Below are 24,632 nucleotides of genomic sequence, written 5' to 3'. Positions count from 1 at the left end.
GGGCGAACACGTCGGCCCCACGGCGTGCGCGGCGTAAAGCGGTCAAGTCCTTGCCGCTCCTTCGTCGAGGGTGTCCACCGCAGCGTGGGAAGGGAGGGCATCCCGTTCCTCAGGGACACCGGGGATCGGATCCCGCCGACGGGACTGCCGGACCGGGTCGGGGACGGGCAGCGAGGCGACGAGTCCCCGGGTGTACTCATCCTGCGGACTGCCCAGTACCTCGGCCGTCGAACCCGAAGCGGCGACCCGGCCGCGGTGCAGGACCACGACACGGTCGGCGACCTGCTCGACGACCGCGAGATCATGGCTGATGAACAGCGCCGCGAAGCCCAATTCCCGCTGGAGTTCGGCGAACAGGGCGAGCACCTTCGCCTGGACGGACACGTCGAGGGCGGAGGTGGGCTCGTCCGCGATGACGAGGCGGGGGCGCAGGGCGAGTGCACGGGCCAGGGCGGCACGCTGGCGCTGGCCGCCGCTGAGCTCGTGGGGGTAGCGGTCCGCGTAGGCGCGCGGCAGGTGCACCGACTCCAGCAGCGCCTCCGCCTCGGCACGGATCGCCGCGGCCGTCAGTTCGCGCCGGTGGACGGCCAGGGGTTCGGCGACGCTGTCGGCGACGGTCAGCAGCGGGTTGAAGCTGGCAGCGGGGTCCTGGAACACATAGCCGATATGGCCGGGCCGGCCGCGTGTGCGGCGTCGGGTCGTCACGGGCTCGCCGAACGTCTCGAGCTCGCCGCCGGTCACGGCCGTCAGACCGGCGACCGCCCGGCCGATGGTGGTCTTGCCGCTGCCGCTCTCCCCCACCAGCCCGAGCACGTCACCGGGTCCGATCTCGAAACTCACTCCGTCGACCGCCCTGAAGCCCTTCCTCCCGAGCCGTCCCGGGTGCTCCACAACGAGTTCGGCGGCCCGCACGACCGGCGGCCCGGTCCTCGCGGCGGGGGCCGGTGCGCGGCCGCCGTGCCGGCCGAAGACCGGTACGGCGGCCAGCAGTTCCCGGGTGTACGCGTGACCGGGCGTCGCGAACAGCGCGCGGACCGGCGCCTGTTCGACCACCTCGCCCGCACGCATCACCACCACGCGGTCCGCCATGTCGGCGACCACGCCCATGTTGTGGGTGATGAGGAGCACCGCAGTACCGAAGTCGGCACGGCAGCGGTGCAGGAGTTCCAGGATTTCCGCCTGGACGGTGACGTCCAGTGCGGTCGTGGGCTCGTCGGCCACGATGAGCCGGGTGCCGAGGGCGAGGGCCATGGCGATAACGGCCCGTTGCTTCTGGCCGCCGGACAGTTGGTGCGGGTAGTGGTCCACGCGGGTGGCGGGGTCGGGGATGCCGACCTTGTCGAGCCAGTCGACGGCCAGGGCGCGGCGTTCGGCCCTGTTGCCGCCGTGTCCGTGGGCCCGCAGGCCCTCGGTGAGCTGCCAGCCGATGGTGAAGACCGGGTTCAGGGCCGTGGACGGCTCCTGGAACACCATCGCGGCGTGGGTGCCGCGCAGTTGGCGCAGACGGGCCGGGGACGCGGTGAGTACGTCCTCGGACGGTTCGGCGGTGCCGTCGCCGAGCAGCACCCGGCCGCGGGTCGTCGCGGTGGCGGGCAGCAGGCCGAGGACCGATCTGGCGGTCACGGTCTTGCCGCTGCCGCTCTCGCCGACCAGGGCCAGTGTCTCTCCCGGAGCGAGGGCCAGGTTCACTCCCTTCACGGCGGGAGCCGGGCCGGTGTCGGTGGCGAAGGTGACCCGCAGGTCCTCGATGCGCAGCAGGTCAGTCATCGTCCGTGCCCTTGTCCGTCGTCGTGGGTGCCGCCGCCGCGGCCCGCCGCCGGAGCCGGGGGTCGGCCAGATCGGTGAGGCTCTCGCCGAGGAGGGTGGTGCCGAGCACGGTGAGCACGATGGCCAGGCCGGGCGGGATCGCGGTCCACCACAGCCCCGAGGTGACGTCGGCGACCGAGCGGTTGAGGTCGTATCCCCATTCGGCCGCCGAGTTGGGCTCGATGCCGAAGCCGAGGAAGCCGAGTCCGGCGAGGGTGAGGATGGCCTCGGAGGCGTTGATCGTGAAGATCAGCGGGAGGGTGCGGACCGCGTTGCGCAGCACGTGCCGGAACATGATCCGCCGGGTTCCGGTGCCGATCACGCGGGCCGCGTCCACGAAGGGCTCCGCCTTCACCCGGATCACCTCGGCCCGTACGACACGGAAGTACTGCGGGACGAAGGCCACGGCCACCGAGCAGGCCGCCGCGCCGAGACCGCCGGCGAGACTCGACCGGCCTCCGCTGATCACGATCGACATGACGATGGCGAGCAGCAGCGGCGGGAACGCGTAGAGCGCGTCGGCCAGCCCGACCAGCGACCGGTCCAGTCTGCCGCCGAGGTATCCGGAGACCAGGCCCAGGACCGTGCCGGGCACCACCGACAGCAGCAGCGCCGCGAGGATGATCTCCAGCGCGGTCCTGGCTCCCCACACCGTGCGGGACAGGACGTCGTACCCGGCGATGGTGGTGCCCAGCGGATGGGCTCCGCTCGGGTGCTGCTGTGATCCGAACAGACCCGACTCGTTCTGGAGTTGGGCGTAGCCGTGCGGGGCGAGCAGCGGGCCGAGGAGCGCCGCGAGGAGGAAGAGCGCCGTGAGGACCGCGCCGGTGAGCAGCATGGCGCGCTGCACTGCGCCGCCGGTCCGCAGCCGCATGCGCAGGCGCTGCGGCAGGGGTGTCCGGCGGCGGAGGAGAAGCTGTGCCACGGCTCAGTACCTCACTCGGGGATCGATGAGGGCCGCGAGGATGTCGACGAGGAAGTTCGTCACCGCCACGACGACGGCGAACAGGGCCACGATGCCCTGCACGGCCGGGAAGTCACGCACCGTCAGGTAGTGGGCGAGTTCGTAGCCGAGTCCCTTCCACTCGAAGGTGGTCTCGGTGAGCACCGCTCCGCCGAGCAGTCCGGCGACCTGGAGTCCGAGGACGGTGACGACGGGGATCAGGGCGGGCCGGGCCGCGTGCCGGGTGATCAGACGGAGGGGCGACACGCCCCGGGACCTGGCGGCCTCCACGTAGTCGGCGGAAAGGGTGCCGATCAGGTTGGTGCGGACCAGTCGCAGGATGATGCCGGCGACGAGCAGACCCAGCGCCACGGCGGGCAGGACCGCGTGCTTGAGGACATCGACGACGGCCGCCCCGTCGCCGCTCCTCAGGGCGTCGATGAGGTAGAGCCCTGTCGTGCTGGACTGGTCCTGGAGGAAGAGCTGGACGTCGGTGCTGGCCCGGCCGGACGCGGGGAGCCAGCCGAGCCGGATCGCGAAGACCAGTTTCAGCAGCAGTCCCACGAAGAACACGGGGGTGGCGTAGGTGAGGACGGCGAACAGCCGCAGCGCCGCGTCGGGCGCGCGATCCCGGTGCGCGGCCGCCACCAGGCCGAGGGGGACGCCGACGACGAGGGCCACGACGAGTGCGTTGATGGCGAGTTCGGCGGTGGCGGCGCCGTAGGTGCCCAGGACGTGGGTCACCGGCTGGTTGTCGGTGACGGTGTGACCGAAGTCGCCAGTGGTCAGGGACCTGAGGTAGTCGAGGTACTGGGTGAGCAGCGGCCGGTCGTAGGCCGCCTGGTGCAGTTTGGCCTGGAGCTGGTCCGGGGTGAGCCGGTCGCCGAAGGCGGCGCTGATCGGGTCTCCGGTGGCGCGCATCAGGAAGAAGACCAGGCTGACGAGGACGAGCACGGTGGGGATGATGAGGAGGAAGCGGACCACCAGATAGCGGGTGAGTCCGTACCCCGCGGCGCCGCCTGCCGGGGCGGCGGCGGGGACGTCCTGGGTCAGGGTGCTCACTTCTTCGCGAGCCCGGCCCAGCGGAACTGGTACGCGCTGCTCAGCTCGTCGGGCACACCGCTGACGTCGGTGCGGGTCACGATCGCGGTGGAGCCCTGGAGCAGCGGCAGCAGGGGCACCGAGGCGGCGGCCTTGTCCTGTGCCTGCTTGAGCAGTTCGGCGCGCCTGGCGGTGTCGGTCTCCGTCTCCTCCTTCTTGATCAGCTCACGGACGGCGGGGTCGGAGTAGTCGTTGGCGACCCAGCTGTTGGCCGAGTAGAAGGGCGAGAGGTAGTTGTCGGCGTCCAGGTAGTCGGCATACCAGCCCAGTTGGTAGAGCGGGTACAGGTGCTTGACGCGGTCCTTGCCGTACTGGGTCCACTCGGTGGACTGGAGGTTCACCTTGAACAGTCCGGTGGCCTCGAGCTGGGACTTGACCAGCGCGTACTCGTCGGCCGAGGAGGAACCGTAGTGGTCGCTGTTGTACTGGAGGCTGAGGGTGACCGGGGTGGCCACCTTCGCCGCCTTCAGGCGCGCGGCGGCGGCCGCCTGGTCGGGGCCGCCCTTCTTGTCACCGTAGAGCGACTTGAAGGAGGCGGTGGCGCCGGTGAGTCCGTCGGGCACGGAGCTGTACAGCGGCTGGTAGCTGTTCTTGTAGACCTGCTGCGCGAGTTGGGCCCGGTCCACGGAGTCGGCGACGGCCTTGCGTACGGCCAGCGCCTTGGCCTTGTCGGGCTTCTTGGTCTTGGTGCCGTACGGCTGGGTCCGGAAGTCGAAGACGATGTAGCGGATGCCGTTGCCCGAGCCGGTGTGGACCTTGATGTCCTTCTTCTTGGAGAGGTCGTCGAGGTCGGCGGTGGTGAGCGTGCGGTAGACGGCGTCGACGGTGCCCTGCTGGACGTCGAGCTTGAGGTTGCTCGCGTCGGTGTAGTACTTCAACTGGATGTTCTTGGTCTTTGCGGCGCCCAGACCGCCGCCGTAGGCGCTGTTGGCGGTGAAGGAGACCAACGAGTTCTTGTCGTAACTGCGCACGCCGTACGGGCCGTTCCACGGTTTGCCCGCGACGATCGACTTGTCGTCGAGGATCTTGTCCGCGGGGAAGACCTGTTCGTCGACGATGTAGCCGGCGGCGGTGGACAGCACCTGCGGGAACAGCGTGTCGTTGGCCGACTTGAGGGTGAAGACGATGGTGGTCGGCGCCGGGGCGGCGACGGAGTCGAGGTCGTACAGGAGGGACGAGGGACCGTTCTCGTCGGCGATCTTAAGGGTGCGGTCGAAGCTGAACTTCACGTCGGACGACGTCAGTTCGTGGCCGTTGGCGAACTTCAGGCCCTTCTTCAGCGTGACCGTGTACTCCTTGGGGCCGGTCAGCTCGATCCCGGTGGCCAGGTCCGGGGAGACCTCCGTGGCGCCGTTCCTCACGCTGAGCAGGGTCGCGTAGACCTCGCTCTCGATGGTGCCGGAACCCGCGTCCCAGGAGCCCGCGGGGTCCAGGGCGGTGACCTGGTCCGTGGTGCCGACGGTGATCCCCGCTTCCGCGGAGCCGGTGGAGCCCTTGCTGCTCGTGCAGCCGGTCAGGGCCACCAGGAACGCCGTGCCGAGCGATATCGCGCCGAGGGTCCGGACGGGTCTGGTGGTGTCGTGCTGTGCCATGGCTGGTCTCTGCTTCCGCATGGTGGGGTGCACGAAGGGGCTTCGGCAGGCAGGGCATGCCGAGCGCGCTGTCGTGTGAAGGAGGTGGAGTGTGGGTGCCGGTCAGCCGTGACAGAGACAGCTGCAGACCAGCAGCAGATCGACGTGGCGCCGGGAGCACAGCACAAGGGCCGTTGGCACGCTGTCCTCCCGGGAATGTCGTCGGCCCTCGGACCGATGGGAACGCACTTGCAGAACAGGAAAGATCCGCCGAGCCTTCACCTGGGGCACCCCACTGCGTCGAGGGTTGCCGTCCGGCCAGCCAGGGCTTGATCACCGGAACTCGTAGCTCGCGCTCACCGTAGATTCCCGGTTCCCCCGGCGTCAAGGGCGCGCGGCAAGCGATATGATTGCAATCTGATGGGCCGTCACATTGCAATCATATTGCGCGGGACCGGACCTTCAGAAGAGAAGCGTAAACTGCGGCCGGAAAAGCGTGAGAACCAACTGACCACCCATGGTGAGCGGTTGCTAGGGTTCAGCCATGCAGATAGGCGTCAACGTCCCCAATTTCGGACCCGGCACCGACCCGGAAACCCTTTCCCGTTGGGCCAGGACGGTGGAAGGCCTCGGTTTCGACCTCTTGATGGTCTCCGACCACGTGGCCATCACATCGGATGTCGCGAAACAGTATCCCGCCCCGTTCTACGATCCTTTTACGACGCTCTCCTGGCTGGCCGGTTTAACGACCCGGGTAAAGCTGGGCACCACGGTTCTCATCGCGCCCTACCGGCATCCCCTGCTCGTCGCGCGAATGGCCGCCAACCTGGACCAGCTTTCCGGCGGCCGGCTGATCCTCGGGGTCGGTGTCGGCTGGGCCAGGGAGGAATTCGACGCGCTCGGCGTTCCCTTCGAGCGGCGTGGCGCGCTCACCGACGAACTGCTGGAGACCCTGCGCACCGCGTGGGCGGACGAGGCGGACTACCGGAGCGGGCAGATCCCCATCTGGATCGGCGGCAACAGCGACGCGGGACTGCGCCGGGCGGCCCGCCTCGGCCTGCCGTGGCACCCGCTCCGGTTCACCATGCCGTGGTTCCGTGACGCGGTGGACCGCCTGAAGGGCATCGCCGCCGAACTCGGGCAGCCCGCGCCCGATCTGGCGCCGCGCATCGTTCTCCGGCTCACGCCGAAGCCGGTCGACCATCCGGACCGCCGGGCCGGCGAGGGCACCATCGAGCAGGTCCTCGACGACATCGAGCAGTTGCGCCTCGCCGGTGCCGGCACGGTGGTCCTCGACCCCTACAACGGCGACCCGGACGAGACCCTCAGGCCCGAGGTGGCGTGGCAGGCGCTGGCCACCGTGGCCGCCCACCTGGCATAGCCCACACCCCACGCCCACGCCCACGCCCACAGAGACGGAGCCACGGTGGCCCCCAACACCCACGACACTCACCACGGCGACAGCCCCGACGCCGGTGACACCGGCCGGTCCTCCGCCGTCAGCGCGGCCGACCTGGTCCATCTCCGCCGCTGCCTGGACCTCGCGGCCGAGGCCGTCGACGCCGGTGACTGGCCGTTCGGCTCGCTGCTGACCGACGCGGACGGCAAGGTCCTGGCCGAGGACCGCAACCGCGAGTCCAGCACCGGGGACCCGACCCGGCACCCCGAGTTCGAACTCGCCCGCTGGGCCGCGACCAACCTGAGCCCCGAGGAACGGGCCACGGCGACCGTGTACACCTCGGGAGAGCACTGCCCGATGTGCGCGGCCGCGCACGGCTGGGTCGGGCTGGGCCGCATCGTGTACGCGAGCTCGTCCCAGCAGGCCCGGGACTGGAAGGCCGAGTGGGGCGTGCCCATCACCTCGCCCCTGAGCCCGTTGTCCATCCGGGACGTCGTCCCCGGCCTGGAGACCGCCGGCCCGGTCCCGGAACTGGCCCAGCAGGTCAAGGAGTTGAACCTGCGCTTCCGGGCCCGCATCGACGCGGCCGGCTGACGGCACGAAAGAGCGCATCGGGGCCCGGCGGCGTGACGCGCCGCCGGGCCCCGTTCCCGTGTGGACGATCAGGCGCGGATCAGACCATGAACTGGTCGTACCTGGCCATGTGTTCCTGCAATTCCTCCAGGCTCGGGTTTCGCCCGTTGGCCGTGAGACGCCCCAGACCGCGGAAATAGTCCTCGCGATCGTAGATCGGATAGAACATGATCAGCAGAGTGGCGTCCTCCTTGCCCCGGTTCGTGAAACCGTGCGGCTCCCCCTTGGGAACGTAGGCGAACGCGCCCGGTTCGCCCACCACCTTCCGGTCGCCGATCGTGAACTCGATCTCACCACGCACCACGTAGAACATCTCCGTGGACTTCTTGTGCACATGCGGACTGGCGCCCTTGGCCTCGGGAGCCATGTGATGCTCGAAGAATCCGAACTCCCCCTCGGAATCCGGTGTGGTGAGCTTCAGGTACGTCCTTTTCGTGTCCCGGATGTCGACGAACTCTCCCCCGCCCGGCGGAACATACAGCGGAACAGACATTTCTCTCCCAGGGTATTGTCGATACAGGTGGTGCCGGTATCTGTGGTGTCGGTATAAATGTTGCCGATACAGGTGTTTCAGGTGGCCTCGGCCAGACTCGGGTCCTGCCGCGGCCGTTTCGCCGCCTCCGCCTGCGCCCACCGGCCGATCGCGGGAGCGGCAAGGCCGCTCGCGGCGAACAGCGCGGCCAGCGCGACCCATCCCGCGGCGCCGACCGTGACGATCAGGCTGACCAGGATCGGTGCCGCGATCTGCTGCACGGCGACCCCGAGCCAGAAGACCGAGAGATAGACGCCCTCCTGGCCCGGTGCCGCGAGCAGATACGAGCCGCCCCAGCCTCCGGCGGACTGCCACAACTCGCCTCCCGTCAGCGCGATCATGGCCAGCACCAGCGCGCCGACGGCGAGTACGACCGGCAGCCTCGGTGCCGTGACGAGCAGCAGACAGCAGGCAGCGAGGGAGACGCCGGCGCGCACCAGGGCCCGTGCCGCACCTGGGATGTCGTCGGTCCCCCGGCTCGCCCGCACCTGCAGGAGCACCGCGAGCACGGTGTTGACCGCGACGAGCGGGGAGATCAGCGCGGCGGAGACATCGGTGTGTCCCACGATCCACAGCGGTATGCCGATGCTCAGCAGAGTCATGTGCATGGTGAGGATCGCGTTGATCCCGGCGAACGAGAGGAACGATCCGTCGCGCAGTACGCCGACCGAGAACCTCCGGCGAAGGTTCCCCGTCGGTGCGTTGAGCAGCGGCAGCCGGGACGCCACCGTCGCGAGCACCGCGAACGAGGCGGCGTTGAGCAACAGGATCACGGTGTAACCGGCCCGGGTGCCGATCAGCAGCCCGACCCCGCCCAGCAGGGCGCCGACGGTGAAGCCGACGTTGCGCATGGACCGGAGGATCGCGACGACCTTGACCCGTTCCGTGGTCGGCACGGCCTGCCCGACCAGGGCCTGTTCCATCGGTGCCGCGGCCTTGTCCACGAGGCCGAGCAGGCACACCACGGTCAGGAACTGCCACAGGTTCTGGACGAACGGGTACACCACGAAGCAGGCGGCGCGCCACAGGCTCACCCCGACCAGGACCTTCTTCGGGCCGATGCGGTCGGCCAGGATCCCGATCGGGATCGCCGTGCCCAGGGCGATGGCCGCGGACAGGCCCAGGCCGAAGCCGAGGTTGCGTTCGGACAGGTGGACCGCCCGGGTGATGAAGGGCACGGACACGGCCAGGAAGGCGCCGGTGCCCACCGCGTCGATCATCGCCATCACCGCCAGCCGTGTTCCCACCGGGCCGCCTGGCATGGATCCGCGCAGTCCGCGGATGCGCTGCCACAGAGCAGACATGTGATCCCTCACTCGGTTGCGATACGGACGGCGGCGACGGCGGCGACGACGTGGCGGCGGGTGGTGTCCGCGTCGGGCCCGGTGGCGATGACGTGGCCAGCACGGTCCCAGGAGGACGCCCAGGGCCGGACCTCCTGGCCCGCCTCGACGTCCACCTCAACGGCCCGTACTCCGGGCAGGGCCTTCGCGGTCTCTTCTCCGCCGACCTCGGTCACCGTGCCCGGCTCCGCGGCGAGGAAGCGGATCGCCGAGGTCCGTCGGGAGGACCGGGGCAGTTCGACGGGGCGCCCGGCCAGCAGGTCGATGAGGGTCAGCCTGATCCTGGTGTCGTAGGCCAGGTCGATGAGGTCGATCAGATAGTCGCCGGGGCACCGGCCGGCGCACTCGACCAGCGTCGGGCCCGACTCCGTGAGGATCCACTCCGCGTGCAGGATGCCGGTCCCGAATCCGACGGCGGAGACCAGCGCCCTCAGGGCCGTCCCGAACGCGGTCCGCGTCTCCTGGTCGAGCGGTGCGGGCAGCAGATGGCCGAGCTCGACCGGATACGGTCCCGGGATCACCGTCTTGGCGGTGACGTTCTCGAAGACGATCTCGCCCTCGCGTACCAGCGCCTCGACGCTGAACTCGGGGCCTTCCAGCCGTTCCTCGGCCAGGAACCGCCAGTCCAGCGGCCGGTCGGGCACCTGCTCGTACTCGGCAGCCGACGAGGTCCGCTCCCAGGCCCCGGCCGCGGTGGTGGCGTCGACCGAGTCCAGCACCTGCACGCCGACGCTCGCCTGCCGGTTCGCCGGCTTGACCACCACCGGCCCGTCGCCGGCGAAGTCGAGGATGTCCCCGGGTCCGCGCACCTCCCGCCAGCGCGGGTTGCGGACACCGCCGGCGGCCGCCGCCTCGCGCAGCCGGATCTTGTCCCGCAGCGCCTGCGCGGCTCTCTCGCCGGCTCCTGGCAGGCCGAGCTTGGCGGCCAGCGCCGCGGCGGCCGGCACCGCGTACTCCAGCCCCGGGACGACGGCGGCCACCGGCCGCGCGGCCGAGAGGCCGACCGCGAGGTCGAGTGCTTCGGCGGACTGCTGGTAGCTCGCCGGGACGATCCGGTCCAGGCAGTCGAAACCCTCCGCGGCGTCCCGCAGTTCCCGCTTGCGGATGATGTCGGGCTCCTCGATCACCACGACGGACCCGCTCGGGACCCTCCCGTCGATCGCGCGCAGGTAGGCCGCGTTGTAGCCGACGAACAGCACCTGGGCGTCCGTGTCGGGGGTCGTCACGGTGACCTCCTGGTTGATGGGACGGACCACTGCATGGGACTGCCTTTCTTCCTGGGTGGGGGGATGGACGGCCGGCGGCGCTCAGACGGGTGTTCCGAGGACCCCGGTCCGGCCGTCGGCCCGGGTGGGCGTTCCATCGATGACGGCCTCGATGGCGGCGAGGGCCTCCGCGCAGCGGGCCCTCGCCTCCTCGGGAGTGGCGCCGGAGACGATGACGTGCCCGTGTCTGCTCTTGGAGTCGCGGACCTCCGGCACGGTGTCCCCGGGGTTCAGACGGATGCTCAGCTCGTCGACGTGGCCGAGTCCGCCGACCGTTTCGAGACCGCGGATCTCCTCGACATGGCCGGGCGGGAAGGTGAAGAACCGTACGGTCGCCGTCGCCGTCGCCGTCGGTGCTTCGACGGGTGTGCCGTTCAGTGCGGCGAAGACGGCCTGCTCGACGTCCAGTCCGGTGGCCAGCTCGATGAGTCTCGGTATGCGGTCACCGCCGAGCCGGGCCTGCGACTCGACGATCCGCGGGCCCTGCGGCGTCCAGATCACCTCGGTGTGCGCGGGGCCGAACCGGTATCCGCAGGCCGTGAGGAACTCCTCGGTCAGGTCCTCGACGGCCCTGCGGCGGTCCTGGGGCAGCGGCGCCGGGTGGACGTGCCCGGTCTCCACGAACAGCGGCGGCGGACCGAGCAGTTTCTCGGTGATGCCCACGACGTGGTGGCGGCCGTCCTGGCTGAGCGTCTCCACGCTGTACTCGGGACCGCGCAGGTATTCCTCGACGAGGAACGGGCCGTCGTAGCCGTACTGGTCGAGGAGTGCCGTCCAGGGCACCTGGTCGGCCGGTTCCCGCCACAGGAAGACGCCTCGGCTGCCGGCGAGCGCGGCCGGTTTGACGACGGCGGGGAAGCCGATCCGCCGGACCGCGTCCGGCACCTCGCGGCGGGTCGGCGCGGACGCGAAGGCCACCGGGGACAGTCCGCGCTCCGCCAGCAGTTCGCGCATGGCGTGCTTGTCGGCGAGAACGCGGATCGCCGCGGCCGGATTGAGCTCGGCGCGCAGTTCCTCGGCCACCTCGTAGGCGCTGACCATGGTCTCCTCCCGGCCTATGTGGTAGATCAGCGACGCCTCGTGCTCCCGTGCGGCCGAGCGGATGGTCTCGCGCAGCCCTTCCTCGTCGCGGAAGTCGGCCGTCACGTACAGATCCGCCAGTTCGCGTACGTCGGCGAGGTACTCCGGCGACTCCAGGCGCGGGTCCCAGACCGCGCCGACCCAGAACCCCGCCGTCTGTGCCTTGCGTACGAACTGGCGGTACGGCATCACCATCAGCAGGCGGGGCCGTTCGGCCGCCGGGGGCCGGCAGGCAGTCATCGGGCACCGCCGCCGCTCGGGGCCCCGGCCGTCGCGGGTTCGGCCGTCGCGGGTTCGGCCGCGCGGCCCAGCAGGCTCAGGTACCGCTCACCCGTGTCGGGCAGCAGGGTCACGACGCGCTTGCCCCGGTACTCCGGACGGGCGGCCACGACGCCGGCGGCGTGGACCACCGCCCCGGCCGAGACACCGACCATGAGGCCCGTGTGCAGGGCGAGCCGCCGGGTGGTGTCCAGCGCGTCGGAGTCGGAGACGGCGATCACCTCGTCGATGAGTTCCCGTTCGGTGGTCGGCGCGACGAAGCCGCCGTTGAACCCCGGGATGCCGTGGGTGCCGGGCTCGCCGCCGGACAGCAGCGGGGAGCCGGCCGGTTCCACCGCCACGATGCGGACGGCGGGGTGCCGCTCGCGGAGGTAGCGGCCCGCGCCGCTGAGCGTGCCGCCGGTGCCGACGCCGCTGACGAAGACGTCGATCCGTCCCTCGGTGTCGGACCAGATCTCCGGGCCGGTCGACTCGTAGTGCGCCCGGGTGTTGTCCGGGTTCTCGTGCTGACGGCAGAACCACGATCCGGGGGTGGCCCGGTGGATGTCCTGGGCCCTGTCGACCGCGGCCTGGTAGCCGCCGGTGTGCGGTGTCCGCACCACCTCGGCACCGAGCGACAGCAGGATGGAGACGCGTTCCTGGGTCGCGTTGTCCGGCAGCACGATGACGCAGCGGTAGCCGCGGGCCGCCGCCAGCGCGGCCAAGGAGATCCCGGTGTTGCCGGAGGTCGCCTCGATCACGGTTCCGCCGCCGGGCGTGAGCCGGCCGCGCCGCTCGGCGCCGCGCAGCATCCACAGCGCGGCCCGGTCCTTGCTGCTGGACCACGGGTTGAACAGCTCCAGCTTCGCCAGCACGGTCGTGTCGCCGGGGACGCCGTCCAGGATCCGGTCAAGCGGCAGCCTCAACAGGGGTGTACCGCCGATCAGTTCGACGAGCGAGTCCGCGACGGGGCGCCGGACGACCGGCTCGGTCCGGACGGCGATCTCCTTGGCCGCGGCCTCCGCGGTCCGCGCGGCAAGCTGGGCGGTCTCGGCCACGACCAGCACATGACCGACGCGGTCCCCGTTGCGGCGCAGCTCCCGCACCTCGTCACCCGGCTTCACCTTGAGGACGACCTCCTCCACACCGGGCAGCGCGGCGGCCCGCTCCTGGCCGCCGAGAGAGACGACCCGGCCGGGCCCGGCGGTCAGATAGCGGATGGCCGTCCCGGCGACGGGCCGTTCCGGCAGGACCCGGGCCGGCAGCGGCTGGCCGAGGTACTGCCTGGCCACCAGCTCCAGCGAGCGGATGCCGAGGGCACGGTCCACCAGGTAGGTGATCTTGCCGCCCGCCGGGCGCGGGTTGATCTCGATGAGCTTGGGCCCGGAGGGGGTCACCTTGATCTCGACATGGGCCATGCCCAGGTCGAACCCGACCGCGCGCAGCGCGTCCACGGCCAGGTCCCCGCAGGCGCGGACGACCGGATCGGGCAGGCTGGAGGGGAAACTGTGGCCCAGTTCGACGAAGTAGCCGAGACCGCCGACCGACTTGTCGGTCACCCCGAACACCTCATACCGGTCGCCCTCGGCCAGAACCTCCACGCTGACCTCGGGGCCGCTCACGTACTCCTCGACCATCAGCTCGTGGTAGCGGCTCTGCCCCCGGGTGTTCTCCACCCGCGTGCGGATCAGCCGAACGTGCTCGGCAGCCTCTCCGGCGTTCTCGACCAGCCGGACGTCGGCGCTGCTGGTCTCGTCGGCCGGCTTCACCACGACGGGCAGGCCGATCTCGGCCGCGGCCGACTCGGCCTCGGCGGGGGTCCGGACCGTACGGAAGGCCGGCATCGGCACGCCGTGTTCGGCACAACGCCTGCGCATCAGCGCCTTGTTGCGCGCGGTCGCGACCCCGTCGACGCTGACGGTGGGGAGTCCGAGCAGGACCGCCACCTCGGCGGCCACGACGACGTCGTACTCGGCCAGGGTCAGGAACGCGTCGAAGGGGTGCTCGGCTCCGGCCGCGTGCACGTGCGGCAGCAGTTCGTCGAGGACGTTCGTCTCGCAGTGGACGATCTCGTCGACGTAGTCGTCGAAGTAGGCGGGGCCACCGGGCACTTCGAGATAGCGGTCGAGGTCGCGGGTGAAGAAGGTGACACGGCAGTCGAGTTCCTTGATGATCTGCAGGCCCTCGAAGCCGGAACCGGAGAGGTTGCTCTCCAGAACGCCGACATGAATCACGTATGCCTCCGATGGCGTGCCGACACAGGGCCGGCTGGGATACGACGGACGGGGACGGGCCGGCCCTCACCAGCACCCGGGGGTGGCGAGGGCGCGCAGCAGCCGGCCGGCGTCCTCGCGGTCCTCCGCGGACGGCCGGATCACGATCTCGGCCGGGGGAGCCATCACGCGGGCGCCGGCCGGTACGTCGGTCAGCACGAGCGAACCGGCGCCGACCAGCGCGTCGGCGCCGACGGTGACCGGGCCGAGCACGATGGCGTTGGTGCCGAGCACCGCCCGGTCGCCGACGACGGGGTGACGGCGGGTCCCGGGTTCGCGCCGGCCGTCCCGCCACCAGCCGACCGCGCCGAGCGTGACCTGGTGGTAGAGCGTCACGTCGTCACCGATCTCGGCGGTCTCACCGACCACCACGGCGGCCCCGTGGTCGATGAACACCCGGCGGCCGAGGCGCGCACCCGGATGGATCTCGATGCCGCCGGTCACCGCGCGGGCCACGTAGGCCAGGAAACGCGCGATCTGACGGTGTCCACGGATGTACAGGGCGTGCGCCAGCCGGTGGGTCCACAGCGCGGGGAGCGCGGGGTGCAGCAGCGCCTCCGCACGGGTGCGGATCGACGGGTCTCGCGCGACGATCACGGACAGGTCTTCCCTCGCCCTGGCCATCGTCCTACGCATGCGGTCCTCCGAGTGTCATGGCCTGGTTCCCCGTGGCCTCTCGATCGTGGCGGCCGGTCTCAGTAGTTCGGGACCTTGATCAGCTTGCCGGTGCCCCCGGTTATCTCCGGGACGTACACCCGCTCGTTCCACACGTCCTGCGCCACCGGTTCGAGGGCGATCGACACGGCGCCCTCATCGACCGAGAAGGCGGTCCGGACCGCGCTGGTGATCGCTTCGACGAGGGCCGAGATCTGGTGGTCCTCGAGGTTGTTCGGGAAATGCTTGATGTTGACGTGAGGCACGCCGATGACCTTTCTGGTGAGTCGTGCGGACTGGAGGGCGGTGACGAGTTCGTCCACGCCGCCGGCGCGGAGGAGCGCGTAGTGGTCGGCCTCCAGGCGGTTGATCCTGGGGGGCGTCCTCGTCAGCGCGTGGCCGCCTTCGAGGAAGGAGTCCTGGTCGCCCCGGGCGGTGAACACGGTGACCGGCGCCGCGACGCTGCGCTCGGCCCGTTCGTGCGGCGCGTACTCGAAGGAGAACGTCCGGCGCACCACATGGACGATCCGGCGCACCAACTCGCGTTCCAGATAACTGAATCGATCGCAGACGAACGCGATGAACGACTCCTCGTCCCGCGTCGCGGCCAGACACGCGTCGACCGCGAGCCGTTCGAGGTTTCCCGCGAACACCGAGTACAGGATCGAGACGAAGGTGGGGTCGGTGAAGTCGGCCGCGGCGTCCGTGCGGGTCCCCCCACGGGCTTCCACCGGTGGCTTCCCCGGCGCGATGAGGATCACCTCCTCGACCTGTTCGCCCGCGCGCTCCAGTCGGTGGGCCGCCTCGAACGCGAGCCGGGCGCCGAAGGAGTAGCCCCACAGCGTGTACGGCCCGGCCGGCTGGACGCGCCGGATGAGTTCGATGTCCCCGACGACCGTCTCCTCGAACGTCGGATAGGCGGTCTCACCCGCGTTGATGCCGTGGGCCTGGACGCCGAGGAACGGCCGGTCCTGTTCCAGCCTGCCGGCCAGGAGCCGCAGGCTCATCGGGTAGCCGCCGAGTCCGGGCCAGCAGAAGACGGGCCGGGGATTGTCCCCGCCGCGCAGCCGCACCAGTCGCGACAAGGCGGTCGTGGGCTCGCGGTCGACCCGCCGGGCCAGCTCGGCGATGGTCGGGGAGTCGAACAGCACCTGGAGCGGCAGGGAACTGCCCAGCTCCCTGTTGATCCGGCCGACCAGGTTGACCGCGGTCAGCGAGTGGCCTCCGGCGGCGAAGAAGTTGTCCCGGATCGAGACTCTCTCCTGCCGCAGCACCGCACTCCACAGGGCACCGATCGCCTGCTCGGTGGGGGTGCGCGGCGGGACGACCGGCGCGTCGGTGTCCTCCATGGCGGCCTCGTCCATGGCCCGCAGGGTCTGGTGATCGATCTTCCCGTTGACGGTCAGCGGGAAGGAGTCCAGCACGGTGACCCTGTTGGGCACCATGTACGGGGGCAGCGAGGTGGTGAGGTTGTCCTTGACGATCTCGGCCGGTCCGCGGGTGTGGACGGAATCCTCCTTCATGCCCTCGGCGCTTCGCTGTTCCTCGCTGACCCGGCCGCCGAGGGCGAAGTAGGAGGCCGTGTCCGGTCCGAGGCCCGCGATGGCCGCGATGCGCCGGGCCGAGGGCAGGTCGTTTCCGGTCTCCGAGCTGTAGCCGGACGACATCAGTCCCAGCCCGAGGTCGTTCATCTGGAGGCGCTGGAGTTCCCGGCCGAGGTCGACGTAGCGCTGCCAGGGTTCGGGCGACCTGCCGATCAGGCTGATCCCGAACCCGGAACGCTCGTAGACCTCCTGGTTGATGGCGATGACGTCACGCTTGCGCACTAGTTCGCCGGAGACGGGCAGCAAGTCGCCGTCCACGTAGCGGTACTGACCGCCTGTCAGCCCCGCAACACGGCCGGGGTGAGCCTGCACGTAGGTGTCCACCGGTCCCGTGACGGCCGGGGCGGTGGCCGGCTCCACCTCGTACGTGACCAGGTGGTGGTCCTCGGCCGGGCACCGCAGGATCTCCTTGACCGCCGCCCCTGCTGCGCGGCTGCCGATCCGCAGGCCGTACTCGGGTAACACCCGGTCGAACAGGCCGGCGATGTGCCCGGCCTCGAACTGCAGGACTTCACGGATGTTGTTGCGGTACACCGGCTCGATGGCCGACCTGCTCCCGATGAGGTGAACTCGCATCCTCGGCTCGCCCGCCGGGGCCGGAGCGATCAACGAGAGTCGATGCGTGACCGGGTTGTAGTAGTGGAAGCCCGGTTCGAGACCCGCGACACCGGAGAGCTCGAGATAGAGCTGGGTGGCGTAGAGCGCGCCGGGCGAGGCGTATCCGTATTTGGGCAGCAGCCGTTCGTCGCTGGTGAACTGGCCGAACCAGCGGAGCAGGGTGCCGAGTTCGGGCAGGGTCAACGCGTCCGGGCGCCGGGGTGCCACCGACTGTTCCTGCCGGGGGGCGAGCAGGTCCAGGATGTCCCGCCGGGTGACCTCACCGCCTTCGAAGAACCGGTAGGTCTTACGGGCGAACACCGCGCGCCGCTGCCGGACCGAGGGTTCGCGTCCCGGAAGCTCGATGGCCGGGAGGCCGGAGTCCTGACGGACTCCCGGATCGGAGAGCTGAGCCCGCAGTTGCAGCTTGCTCCGCTTCGACTGGTGATGGGCTCCGTGATTTCCCTGGTCCATCAATGCGGCCTGCTCGGCGTCTAGTTCGATGAACGCGATGAGGTTGGCGCCGAGCCGCGGATCGTCGCGGACCAGGACGGCGGCACGTCTGACCCACTCGTGCGCCTCGACGGCCACCTTGATCTCGTCCAGCTCGACCCGGAAGCCCCGCAGTTTCACCTGGCTGTCGACGCGGCCGAGGAACTGCACCGTGCCGTCCTCGTTCCATCGCGCCAGGTCACCGGTGCGGTAGAGGCGGTCGGCCTGGGGGGCCGTGGAGAACGGGTTGGGCAGGAACCTTTCGGCGGTCAGATCGGGGCGGTTCAGATAGCCGCGGGCGAGCTGCCGGCCCGCGATGTGGAGTTCACCGGATTCCCCGGGACCGACGGGCTGCCGGGCGGGGTCGAGGATGTGGAAGCTCACGTCCCGCACCGGACGGCCGATGGAGACATGGTCCGGACCGTGCTGCACGGTCGCCCGGTCGACCGTGTGGGCTGACGCGTTGATGGTGCACTCGCTCGGGCCGTAGAGGTTGACCAGTTCACAGTCCGGAAGGGCGTCGAGGAGTTCGACCGCCAGACTCTTCGTGAGCGCCTCGCCACCGCTGAACACCTGGGTGAGCGAGGTGCACGCGGACAGCCGTCCGGTGTCCACGAGCGCCCGCAGCAGGGTCGGCACCCCCTGGAGGGTGGTCACCTCGTGCGCCACGATCAGGTCGATGAGCCCGCCCGGGTCGGCGTACACGCCCGGTTCGCTCATCACCACGCCGCTGCCGCAGGCCGGTGCGAGGATCTCCCACTGAGCCGCGTCAAAACTGAGCGGCGTCTTTTGCAGGACCTTCCGGCTCCGGTCCAGACCCTGTTCGTCGGCGAGCCAGCGCATCTGGCTGACGATGCTGTGGTGCTCGATGCCGATGCCCTTCGGGTTGCCCGTGCTCCCCGAGGTGTAGATGACATAGGCGAGATCGTCCGCCCGCGGACGCTCGGGGGCGGTCTGCCCGGACGCGGGGACCCCGGGCCCGGACGTCCGTAAGGTCCGCGCGTCGGCGAGGGTGACGATCTTCGTCCTCGGTGGCGCCATCGCGGCCAGCCGGGACACCAGGGTCTCGTCGGACAGGATGACGTCCGCGGCCGAGTTCTCGATCATGTAGCGCACGCGCTCGTCCGGGTACTCCGGTGACAACGGCAGGTAGGCGGCGCCCGCGTGCAGGACACCCCAGACACTCACCACGAGACCGACGGACGGCTCCATGAAGACGCCGATCTGGTCGTCCCTCGTCACGCCGAGGTGCCGCAGATGACCGGCCAATTCCTCGCTTCGGTCACTGAGCTGCTGGAACGTCAGCCGCTCCGAGCCGCAGGAGACGGCGGTCCGGTCGGGCTGGAGACGGGTGGACGCGCGTAGCATGTCCGGCAGAGACAATTCCTGAGGCCGCGTTTTTTTCGCCATCATCCTTCGAACCTAGAATTCGTCAAATTCGAGCGCATCGACGGTGGATTTCGTGCCGGCGTGGCCGATTCTCGAGGCCCCCGACACGGCCGCCCCCTGTTGTCGCGTCATCCCTGAAAACTGCGGACAGGGCAGAGCGCGACCCGTGGCGGAATTCACTGAAGGTGTGCCTGGCCGGACGCGCTTGACGTCGACGTGAACGGCCGCGGTCCAGCAGGACGGCTCACGGATTTCGCGCGACTGAACGGTCTCCCGCCGGCGCTCAGGCCGTCCCGGTACATCGACGGAACGCATTCCGCGCTCGCGCGGAGAGTCGCGCGTTCATGCCGTTCACGCCTCCCCCCTTCCCCGTAGGTGTGCCGCGTCCGAGCGGCCAGCGTCTTTGCGTCAGGTCCCGGAGCACCGAACCCCGATGGACGGGTCCGGTGTCCCCGCCGGGGAACGGCTCCGGCCAAAACAGGTCGGTCCGCCCCGGCAAGCAATCGGAACGTACACGAAGGACATGTCCGAGGCGAAGGAGCGAAAACAGATCCCGTCACCCCTTTTGGTCCGCTTAGACCCCACGGCGTTCGGCCAGATCGGAAAGCCGGGCGCGTTACCGGGTGCAAAGCAGGGGGCACGGTTTCGGATAATTTCCCGGCCGGCGGCCGAAGGGAGCCACTTCGGCTGAAAAATGGCTGGAGCGATTCCGTTTTCGCTCCCTACACGCGGAACCGACGGTCACGGGCGTCACGATCCCGGGTCCGCGGCACACGGCGGCCTGCCACGCCGAGCCGGCCCATCCCGCCTCTCCCGGTGACAGGCGCCTTCCCACGCGTCTGCGGTCGTGAACGTCCGGCCCCGCCGACCACGCGCCGTCGGCCCCCGGCCGGTTCCGGGCCCTCGGGAGGAGTTCATAGAGCTGCAACAGACGACCCCGAGAGGCCGCTCGTTCATCAGGTCTCCTTCGTGGATACCCCGGCCTTCAGGCCAGGGAGGGAACGAAGCTGCTGCGGAGCAGGGCAGGGAAGGCCGGTTCGCCTCTTGGGCGGAGCGGCGTTGTCAGTGGTGGCCGTTAGGTTGGTCGGGTGTATCTGCGGTATTCGTTCCGGCTCGTGCCGACGCCGGGTCAGTGCATCGCGCTGGTCCGTACGTTGGGCTGTGCCCGGGTGGTCTTCAACGATGCGCTGGCCGCGAGGAAGGCCGCCTACCAGGCAGACAGGTCGCGGATCGCGGCGGGTGTGCTGGCGAAGCGGGTGATCACGGAGGCGAAGAGGACGCCCGAGCGGGCTTGGCTGGCGGAGGTGTCGGTGGACGCCTTGCAGTCCTCTCTTCGTGATCTCGATACGGCGTACGCGAACTTCTTCGCGTCGGTGTCGGGCAAGCGGCCAGGGCGCCGTATGGGGCTTCCGGTGTTCAAGTCGAAGAGGGACAGCCGGCAGGCGGTCCGTTTCTCCAGGAACGGGTTCCGGCTGCGGGGCAACGGGCGGCTGAACCTCGCGAAGATCGGGGACGTTCGGGTCCGCTGGTCCCGGGAACTGCCGTCGCCTCCCTCCTCGGTGACTGTGGTCAAGGACGCTTCGGGCCGGTACTTCGCGAGCTTCGTGGTGGACGTCGAGCCCGCAACGCTGCCGCCCGTGGACGCCGAGGCCGGTATCGACCTGGGGCTGATGCATTACGCCGTTCTCTCCGACGGCGAGGTGATCGACAATCCCCGCTTCCTGCGGCGTGCCGAGCGGAGACTGAGGAAGGCGCAGCGGGCGTTGAGCCGGAAGGTGAAGGGGTCGAGGAACCGGGCCAAGGCCCGGTTGAAGGTTGCCCGGGCGCATGCCCGGGTGGCCGATGCGCGCAGAAACTGGTGCCATCAGAGTGCTTCGAGGCTGGTCCGCGACAACCAAGCGGTCTACCTCGAAGACCTGGCGGTCTTTGGCCTGGCCCGCACTCGCCTGGCCAAGTCTGTGCACGACGCGGCATGGGGCATGTTCCGCCGGGTGCTGGAGGAGAAGGCGGCCCGCTGTGGCCGGCACGTCGGCATCGTTTCCCGCTGGCTGCCCTCCTCGCAGACGTGCTCGGTGTGCTGGGTCGTGGACGGGACGAAGCCGCTGCACGTGCGTATCTGGCGGTGCGAGGGCTGCGGTACCGAACATGATCGTGACTTCAACGCGTCGCGAGTGATCCTCGCCGCCGGGCAGGCGGAGAGGCTAAACGCCCCTGGAGGGCCGGTCAGTCCTGGAGTGGAAATCCCACGCCGGGCACGGCCCGTTGAACGGGGAACCCACCCGAAGGCCCAGCCGGTCACCACCGGCAGCCAGGCGGGAATCCCCGCCCTTTAGGGCGGGGAGGATGTCAAGTCCTCGATGAGTCGTGACCGGGTACGCGGGCTCGCCACCGGTCCAGCAGCAGGCACGCGGCCAGGACGGCGGCGATTGCCGGGAAGAGGGCGGAGGGTCCACCGAGAGCAAGCAGGGGTCCGCCGAGGAGCGAACCGACACCCGTACCGGCGTCGAAGGCGATGTTCCACGCGACTCCGGCCAGCCCAAGACCCGCGGGCGTGTCACCGGCCACCTGCATGATCAGCACCAGCGTGGTGCTCTGGGCCGCGCCGAAGCCCGCCCCGAACAGGGCCGCGCCGGTCAGCAGCAGAACCGGCTGATGGGACGCGGCGCCCGCGGCCGTGCCGAGCACGGTGGCCAGGACCGCCGGAACCAGCACCCGTCGGCCGCCGTACCGGTCGATGAACCAGCCGCCCACGAGCCGGAAGACCACGGTGGAAACCTGCACAGCGAGCAGGGCCCCGGGCGCTGCCGGCGCGGTCAGCGGCAGGAAGGTGAAGACCGCGCCGTAGGCGGTGGTGGAGGCGATCTCCACCGCGAGGAGACCGGTCATGGGGCGCAGCGCCCGCACCGTGTCGCGCGGACCGCGCGTCCGGGCGCTCCGGGGTCCGGCGGGGCGGTCGGTTCCTCCGCCGCGGGGAAAGCCGAGCGCGCCGATCATGACCAGGGTGGCGCTGCCCGCCGCGAGAACGAAGGTGAGCGCGTACGCCTCCTGCCGGGCCAGTGCGATGCCCGCGGGGGCTGCGAGGACGCCGGCGACACCGACCACGGCGCCGTACCAGCCGATGGCCCGCCCCCGTTCGCCGGACGGGAACAACTCCGCCGTGAAGGTGACACCGGCCACGACGAAGACGCCGAAGCCCAGCCCGCGCAGGATCGCGAGGCCGGTCAGGACGGTGAACGTCGTGGCGGCCGGCAGGGCCAGACAAGGCAGCGCGAGCAGCGCACCGCTCAGAGCCAACGAGAGCCGTCGGCCGAGCCGGTCGAAGAGCCTCGGGGTGAAGGGCTGGACTGCCAGCGTGGCCGCCATCAGGACGGCGGTGAGCGATCCGGCGCCCGAGGGGCCCGCACCGCACCGCACCGCGTACGCGGGCATCGCGGACAGCAGCAGGTTGAAGCTAGCGAATCCGCCGAACGCGGCGATCAGCGCCCCGCCGACCGCCAGCCGCCTGCGCCCGGGGACGAGCGCACGCCGTCCGGTCGACGCGGCGGCCGACTCCGCGGGCGTGCCCAGTGCCCTCTCCTGGACCGGTCGGTCGCTCTCCGGGCCGGCCGGTACGTCCTGGTCGTGGCGGAACGTCAGGTCCTGGCAGTGATCGCGGAAGCTGTGCGGTATCTCCTCGGGCACGGACACGAAGGTACCGGGCCCGACAGCAGCCACGTGGTCGTCCGAATTCCGCGAAACAGCTTGCCGAGTCCGGTAGCGGACAGATCACACTGCACCACGGGACCTGGGGCCCCGCCGCCGCCCGCCAGCATCTCCCTGACCGTGTGCGGCCAGGGCCCGCCCGCGCGTCCTGCAGTTCGGCATGCCCGGCACGCCGTCATGTGGCTGCCAGGAGGATGGCGGTGTATTGCGCGGTGAAGGCGGTGATGGTCAGGGCGTGAAAGACCTCATGGAAGCCGAACCAGGCCGGTGACGGGTTGGGGCGCTTGAGTCCGTAGACGACGGCGCCCGCGGTGTAGAGCAGACCACCGGCGATGACAAGTGCGACGACCGCGGTGCCGCCGGTTCGCGCGAAGTCGGGCAGGTTGAAGACGGCCACCCAGCCGAGCGCGATGTAGCAGGGGGTGTACAGCCACCGGGGAGCCCCGATCCACAGGATGCGGAAGGCAATGCCAGCCAGGGCGCCAGCCCACACCAGGGCCAACAACACCCACTGCCGGTCTTCGGGGAGCAGCAGTACCGCCAGCGGGGTGTAGGTGCCGGCGATGATCAGGAAGATGTTGGCGTGGTCCAGTCTCCGCAGGACCGCCTCCCCGCGTGGGCCCCACGTTCCGCGGTGGTAGAGGGCACTGGTAGCGAACAGCAGGCAGGCGGAGACCGCGTACACCGAGCAGGCTGCCGCTGCCGCCGCCGAGCGCGAAACGGTGATCAGGACGATGCCGCCGGCCAGCGCGAGGGGAAACACGCCTGCGTGCAGCCAGCCACGCAGCCTCGGCTTCAGCGCAGCCGCCGCGCTCTCCACTCCATGTCCCGCCCCGTTGCCTGTCTGCCCGGCAGCCGGTGGAACGTTTGTGCCTGACGGCATGTCAACCGCGTTGCTGCGCAGGGCGCTGGGCGGGGTGCCGGGGCCGGGCTGGGGCTGCCGTCCGCGGTCCGGCGGCTGAGTGTCTTCGGCGATCATGTGCTCGTATTCTTGAAAAGGTGGAAGAGCATCACCTGCCGTGTCAGGTGGCGGTCCCGTGCCGGACTGCGGTCCTCTGGTATTCGGCGTTGATGCGCTGTGCTTCTTCGAGCTGGTCTTCGAGGATGACGATGCGGCAGGCGGCCTCGATGGGGGTGCCCTGGTCGACGAGTTCGCGGGCGCGGGCGGCGATGCGCAGCTGGTAGCGGGAGTAGCGGCGGTGTCCGCCTTCGGAGCGCAGCGGGGTGATGAGGCGGGCGTCTCCGAGGGCGCGGAGGAAGCCCTGGGTGGTGCCGAGCAACGCTGCGGCCCGGCCCATCGTGTAGGCGGGATAGTCGTCGTCATCGAGCCGGCCGAACGAGTCGTCTGCTGTCATTGCACCTCTCTCGTGGAACGCGTGGAGGGGCCCTGGCGCTCTTCGCGCCAGGGCCCCGAAGGAACTGCTACACCATCTGCCGGCCCTGATACTGCACCGGCCTTCTGTTTCCGCACGAGCTCGAGGGGGACGAGAGCCTGTGCGGGGATCGCGGTTGCTCGACCGGAGACCACCTCACTATCGATGTCCTGCGGTACCCGGGCTCAGACTCCGCCCGGGCGATCCTGATGGCGCCTCGCTCCTCCGTTTCTTCCCTCTGGGATCAATCACTTACCTACTGGCACTGCGTACTGCTCTGTGGCCTGTGACAGCGCCACTCTCCGGCAGCCAGCCCCGTCGCCCGTCCTGCGAATGCTCTGGCTTAGAACCCCACTGCCGAACCTCCCGGTGCGCGCGCCCGCAGCCGACGCCTTCACCGAGGTGCTGCTCACATACCTTCACTGCTGGATCCTGCTAACTGCACTTGCGGGTACTGCCACTGCATCAACTGCGGTTCTGCTCATGGTGGCCCCTGATCACTGCGGGCCACCCGGTCCGGTCGTCAGCCCCGTCGCCGTCCTGCAACAACCCTGGCTTCGAAACTCCACCACCGCACCGTCCTGCGCACTGCAACTGCATGTACTGCTCCCGGCAGT

The 24,632-nt window shown here is 70.1% G+C and carries 17 protein-coding genes, 1 pseudogene and 1 riboswitch; of the genes and pseudogenes, 3 read left to right on the top strand and 15 right to left on the bottom strand.

Features of this window, described 5'->3' with window-relative positions:
* Positions 1 to 42: 42 nt before the first annotated feature.
* The 4 genes from WJM95_RS34895 to WJM95_RS34880 are packed head-to-tail and all read right to left on the bottom strand — an operon-like array spanning position 43 to position 5,442.
* Positions 43 to 1,767 (bottom strand): ABC transporter ATP-binding protein, encoded by a 1,725-nt coding sequence (locus WJM95_RS34895; protein ID WP_339135120.1) that lies wholly within the window; start codon positions 1,765 to 1,767, stop codon positions 43 to 45.
* Positions 1,760 to 2,731, bottom strand: a complete 972-nt coding sequence (locus WJM95_RS34890) for an ABC transporter permease (protein WP_339135119.1) — start codon at positions 2,729 to 2,731, stop codon at positions 1,760 to 1,762. The genes WJM95_RS34895 and WJM95_RS34890 overlap by 8 nt, the downstream gene beginning before the upstream one ends.
* Before the next feature lie 3 nt (positions 2,732 to 2,734).
* Positions 2,735 to 3,811 (bottom strand): ABC transporter permease, encoded by a 1,077-nt coding sequence (locus WJM95_RS34885; RefSeq protein WP_339135117.1) that lies wholly within the window; start codon positions 3,809 to 3,811, stop codon positions 2,735 to 2,737.
* The gene (locus WJM95_RS34880) at positions 3,808 to 5,442 is read right to left on the bottom strand and encodes an ABC transporter substrate-binding protein (protein ID WP_339135114.1); all 1,635 of its coding nucleotides are present in this window, start codon (positions 5,440 to 5,442) and stop codon (positions 3,808 to 3,810) included. The genes WJM95_RS34885 and WJM95_RS34880 overlap by 4 nt, the downstream gene beginning before the upstream one ends.
* A 219-nt stretch (positions 5,443 to 5,661) precedes the next feature.
* A riboswitch (SAM riboswitch) is annotated at positions 5,662 to 5,772 on the bottom strand.
* Positions 5,773 to 5,965: 193 nt separating this feature from the next.
* Between WJM95_RS34880 and WJM95_RS34875 the strand changes: the two genes are divergently transcribed.
* Together WJM95_RS34875 and WJM95_RS34870 are read left to right on the top strand one after the other, a co-directional pair.
* Positions 5,966 to 6,802, top strand: a complete 837-nt coding sequence (locus WJM95_RS34875; RefSeq protein WP_339135112.1) for an LLM class flavin-dependent oxidoreductase — start codon at positions 5,966 to 5,968, stop codon at positions 6,800 to 6,802.
* Positions 6,803 to 6,934: 132 nt separating this feature from the next.
* The gene (locus WJM95_RS34870; RefSeq protein WP_339136034.1) at positions 6,935 to 7,414 is read left to right on the top strand and encodes a nucleoside deaminase; all 480 of its coding nucleotides are present in this window, start codon (positions 6,935 to 6,937) and stop codon (positions 7,412 to 7,414) included.
* A 79-nt stretch (positions 7,415 to 7,493) separates the two neighbouring features.
* On the opposite strand, the gene WJM95_RS34865 is transcribed toward WJM95_RS34870, so the two are convergent.
* The 8 genes and pseudogenes from WJM95_RS34865 to WJM95_RS34830 form a co-directional block, all read right to left on the bottom strand.
* Positions 7,494 to 7,946, bottom strand: a complete 453-nt coding sequence (locus WJM95_RS34865) for a cupin domain-containing protein (protein ID WP_339135110.1) — start codon at positions 7,944 to 7,946, stop codon at positions 7,494 to 7,496.
* Between the two features lie 77 nt (positions 7,947 to 8,023).
* Positions 8,024 to 9,289: an MFS transporter gene (locus tag WJM95_RS34860; protein WP_339135108.1), complete on the bottom strand. Its 1,266-nt coding sequence runs from the start codon at positions 9,287 to 9,289 to the stop codon at positions 8,024 to 8,026.
* Positions 9,290 to 9,297: 8 nt separating this feature from the next.
* Positions 9,298 to 10,554, bottom strand: a complete 1,257-nt coding sequence (locus WJM95_RS34855; RefSeq protein ID WP_339135106.1) for an ATP-grasp domain-containing protein — start codon at positions 10,552 to 10,554, stop codon at positions 9,298 to 9,300.
* An 81-nt stretch (positions 10,555 to 10,635) separates the two neighbouring features.
* Positions 10,636 to 11,913 carry an ATP-grasp domain-containing protein gene (locus WJM95_RS34850; RefSeq protein ID WP_339135104.1) on the bottom strand — a complete coding sequence of 426 codons (1,278 nt, stop codon included), beginning with the start codon at positions 11,911 to 11,913 and terminating at the stop codon, positions 10,636 to 10,638.
* A complete protein-coding gene (locus tag WJM95_RS34845; protein WP_339136032.1) occupies positions 11,910 to 12,935 on the bottom strand; it encodes a cysteine synthase family protein in 1,026 nt (341 codons plus the stop codon). Before WJM95_RS34845 ends, WJM95_RS34850 begins: the two co-directional genes overlap by 4 nt.
* Positions 12,930 to 13,877 (bottom strand): annotated as a pseudogene (locus WJM95_RS34840) (ATP-grasp domain-containing protein); the annotation flags it as partial. The pseudogene WJM95_RS34840 and the gene WJM95_RS34845, both read right to left, overlap by 6 nt.
* 354 nt (positions 13,878 to 14,231) lie before the next feature.
* Complete coding sequence (gene epsC / locus WJM95_RS34835; RefSeq protein WP_339135102.1) at positions 14,232 to 14,840, bottom strand: serine O-acetyltransferase EpsC; 609 nt, start codon at positions 14,838 to 14,840, stop codon at positions 14,232 to 14,234.
* A 59-nt stretch (positions 14,841 to 14,899) separates the two neighbouring features.
* A complete protein-coding gene (locus WJM95_RS34830; RefSeq protein WP_339135100.1) occupies positions 14,900 to 18,919 on the bottom strand; it encodes an amino acid adenylation domain-containing protein in 4,020 nt (1,339 codons plus the stop codon).
* 1,109 nt (positions 18,920 to 20,028) lie between these two features.
* Between WJM95_RS34830 and WJM95_RS34825 the strand changes: the two genes are divergently transcribed.
* Positions 20,029 to 21,273, top strand: coding sequence for a transposase (locus tag WJM95_RS34825; RefSeq protein WP_339135098.1), 1,245 nt, complete (start codon positions 20,029 to 20,031; stop codon positions 21,271 to 21,273).
* A 13-nt stretch (positions 21,274 to 21,286) separates the two neighbouring features.
* On the opposite strand, the gene WJM95_RS34820 is transcribed toward WJM95_RS34825, so the two are convergent.
* The 3 genes from WJM95_RS34820 to WJM95_RS34810 all read right to left on the bottom strand — a co-directional run bounded on the left by WJM95_RS34820 (position 21,287) and on the right by WJM95_RS34810 (position 23,997).
* On the bottom strand, positions 21,287 to 22,621 hold the full coding sequence (locus WJM95_RS34820; RefSeq protein WP_339135096.1) for an MFS transporter: 1,335 nt from the start codon (positions 22,619 to 22,621) through the stop codon (positions 21,287 to 21,289).
* A 196-nt stretch (positions 22,622 to 22,817) separates the two neighbouring features.
* Positions 22,818 to 23,621 (bottom strand): hemolysin III family protein, encoded by an 804-nt coding sequence (locus tag WJM95_RS34815; protein WP_339135095.1) that lies wholly within the window; start codon positions 23,619 to 23,621, stop codon positions 22,818 to 22,820.
* A gap of 43 nt (positions 23,622 to 23,664) precedes the next feature.
* Positions 23,665 to 23,997, bottom strand: coding sequence for a MerR family transcriptional regulator (locus tag WJM95_RS34810; protein ID WP_339135093.1), 333 nt, complete (start codon positions 23,995 to 23,997; stop codon positions 23,665 to 23,667).
* Positions 23,998 to 24,632: the final 635 nt, after the last annotated feature.

The organism is Streptomyces sp. f51 (assembly GCF_037940415.1).
In the GTDB taxonomy this organism is placed as follows: Bacteria; Actinomycetota; Actinomycetes; order Streptomycetales; family Streptomycetaceae; genus Streptomyces.
Note: the sequence above shows the minus strand (reverse complement) of the source record. Positions and strands in the feature narration are given on the sequence as shown.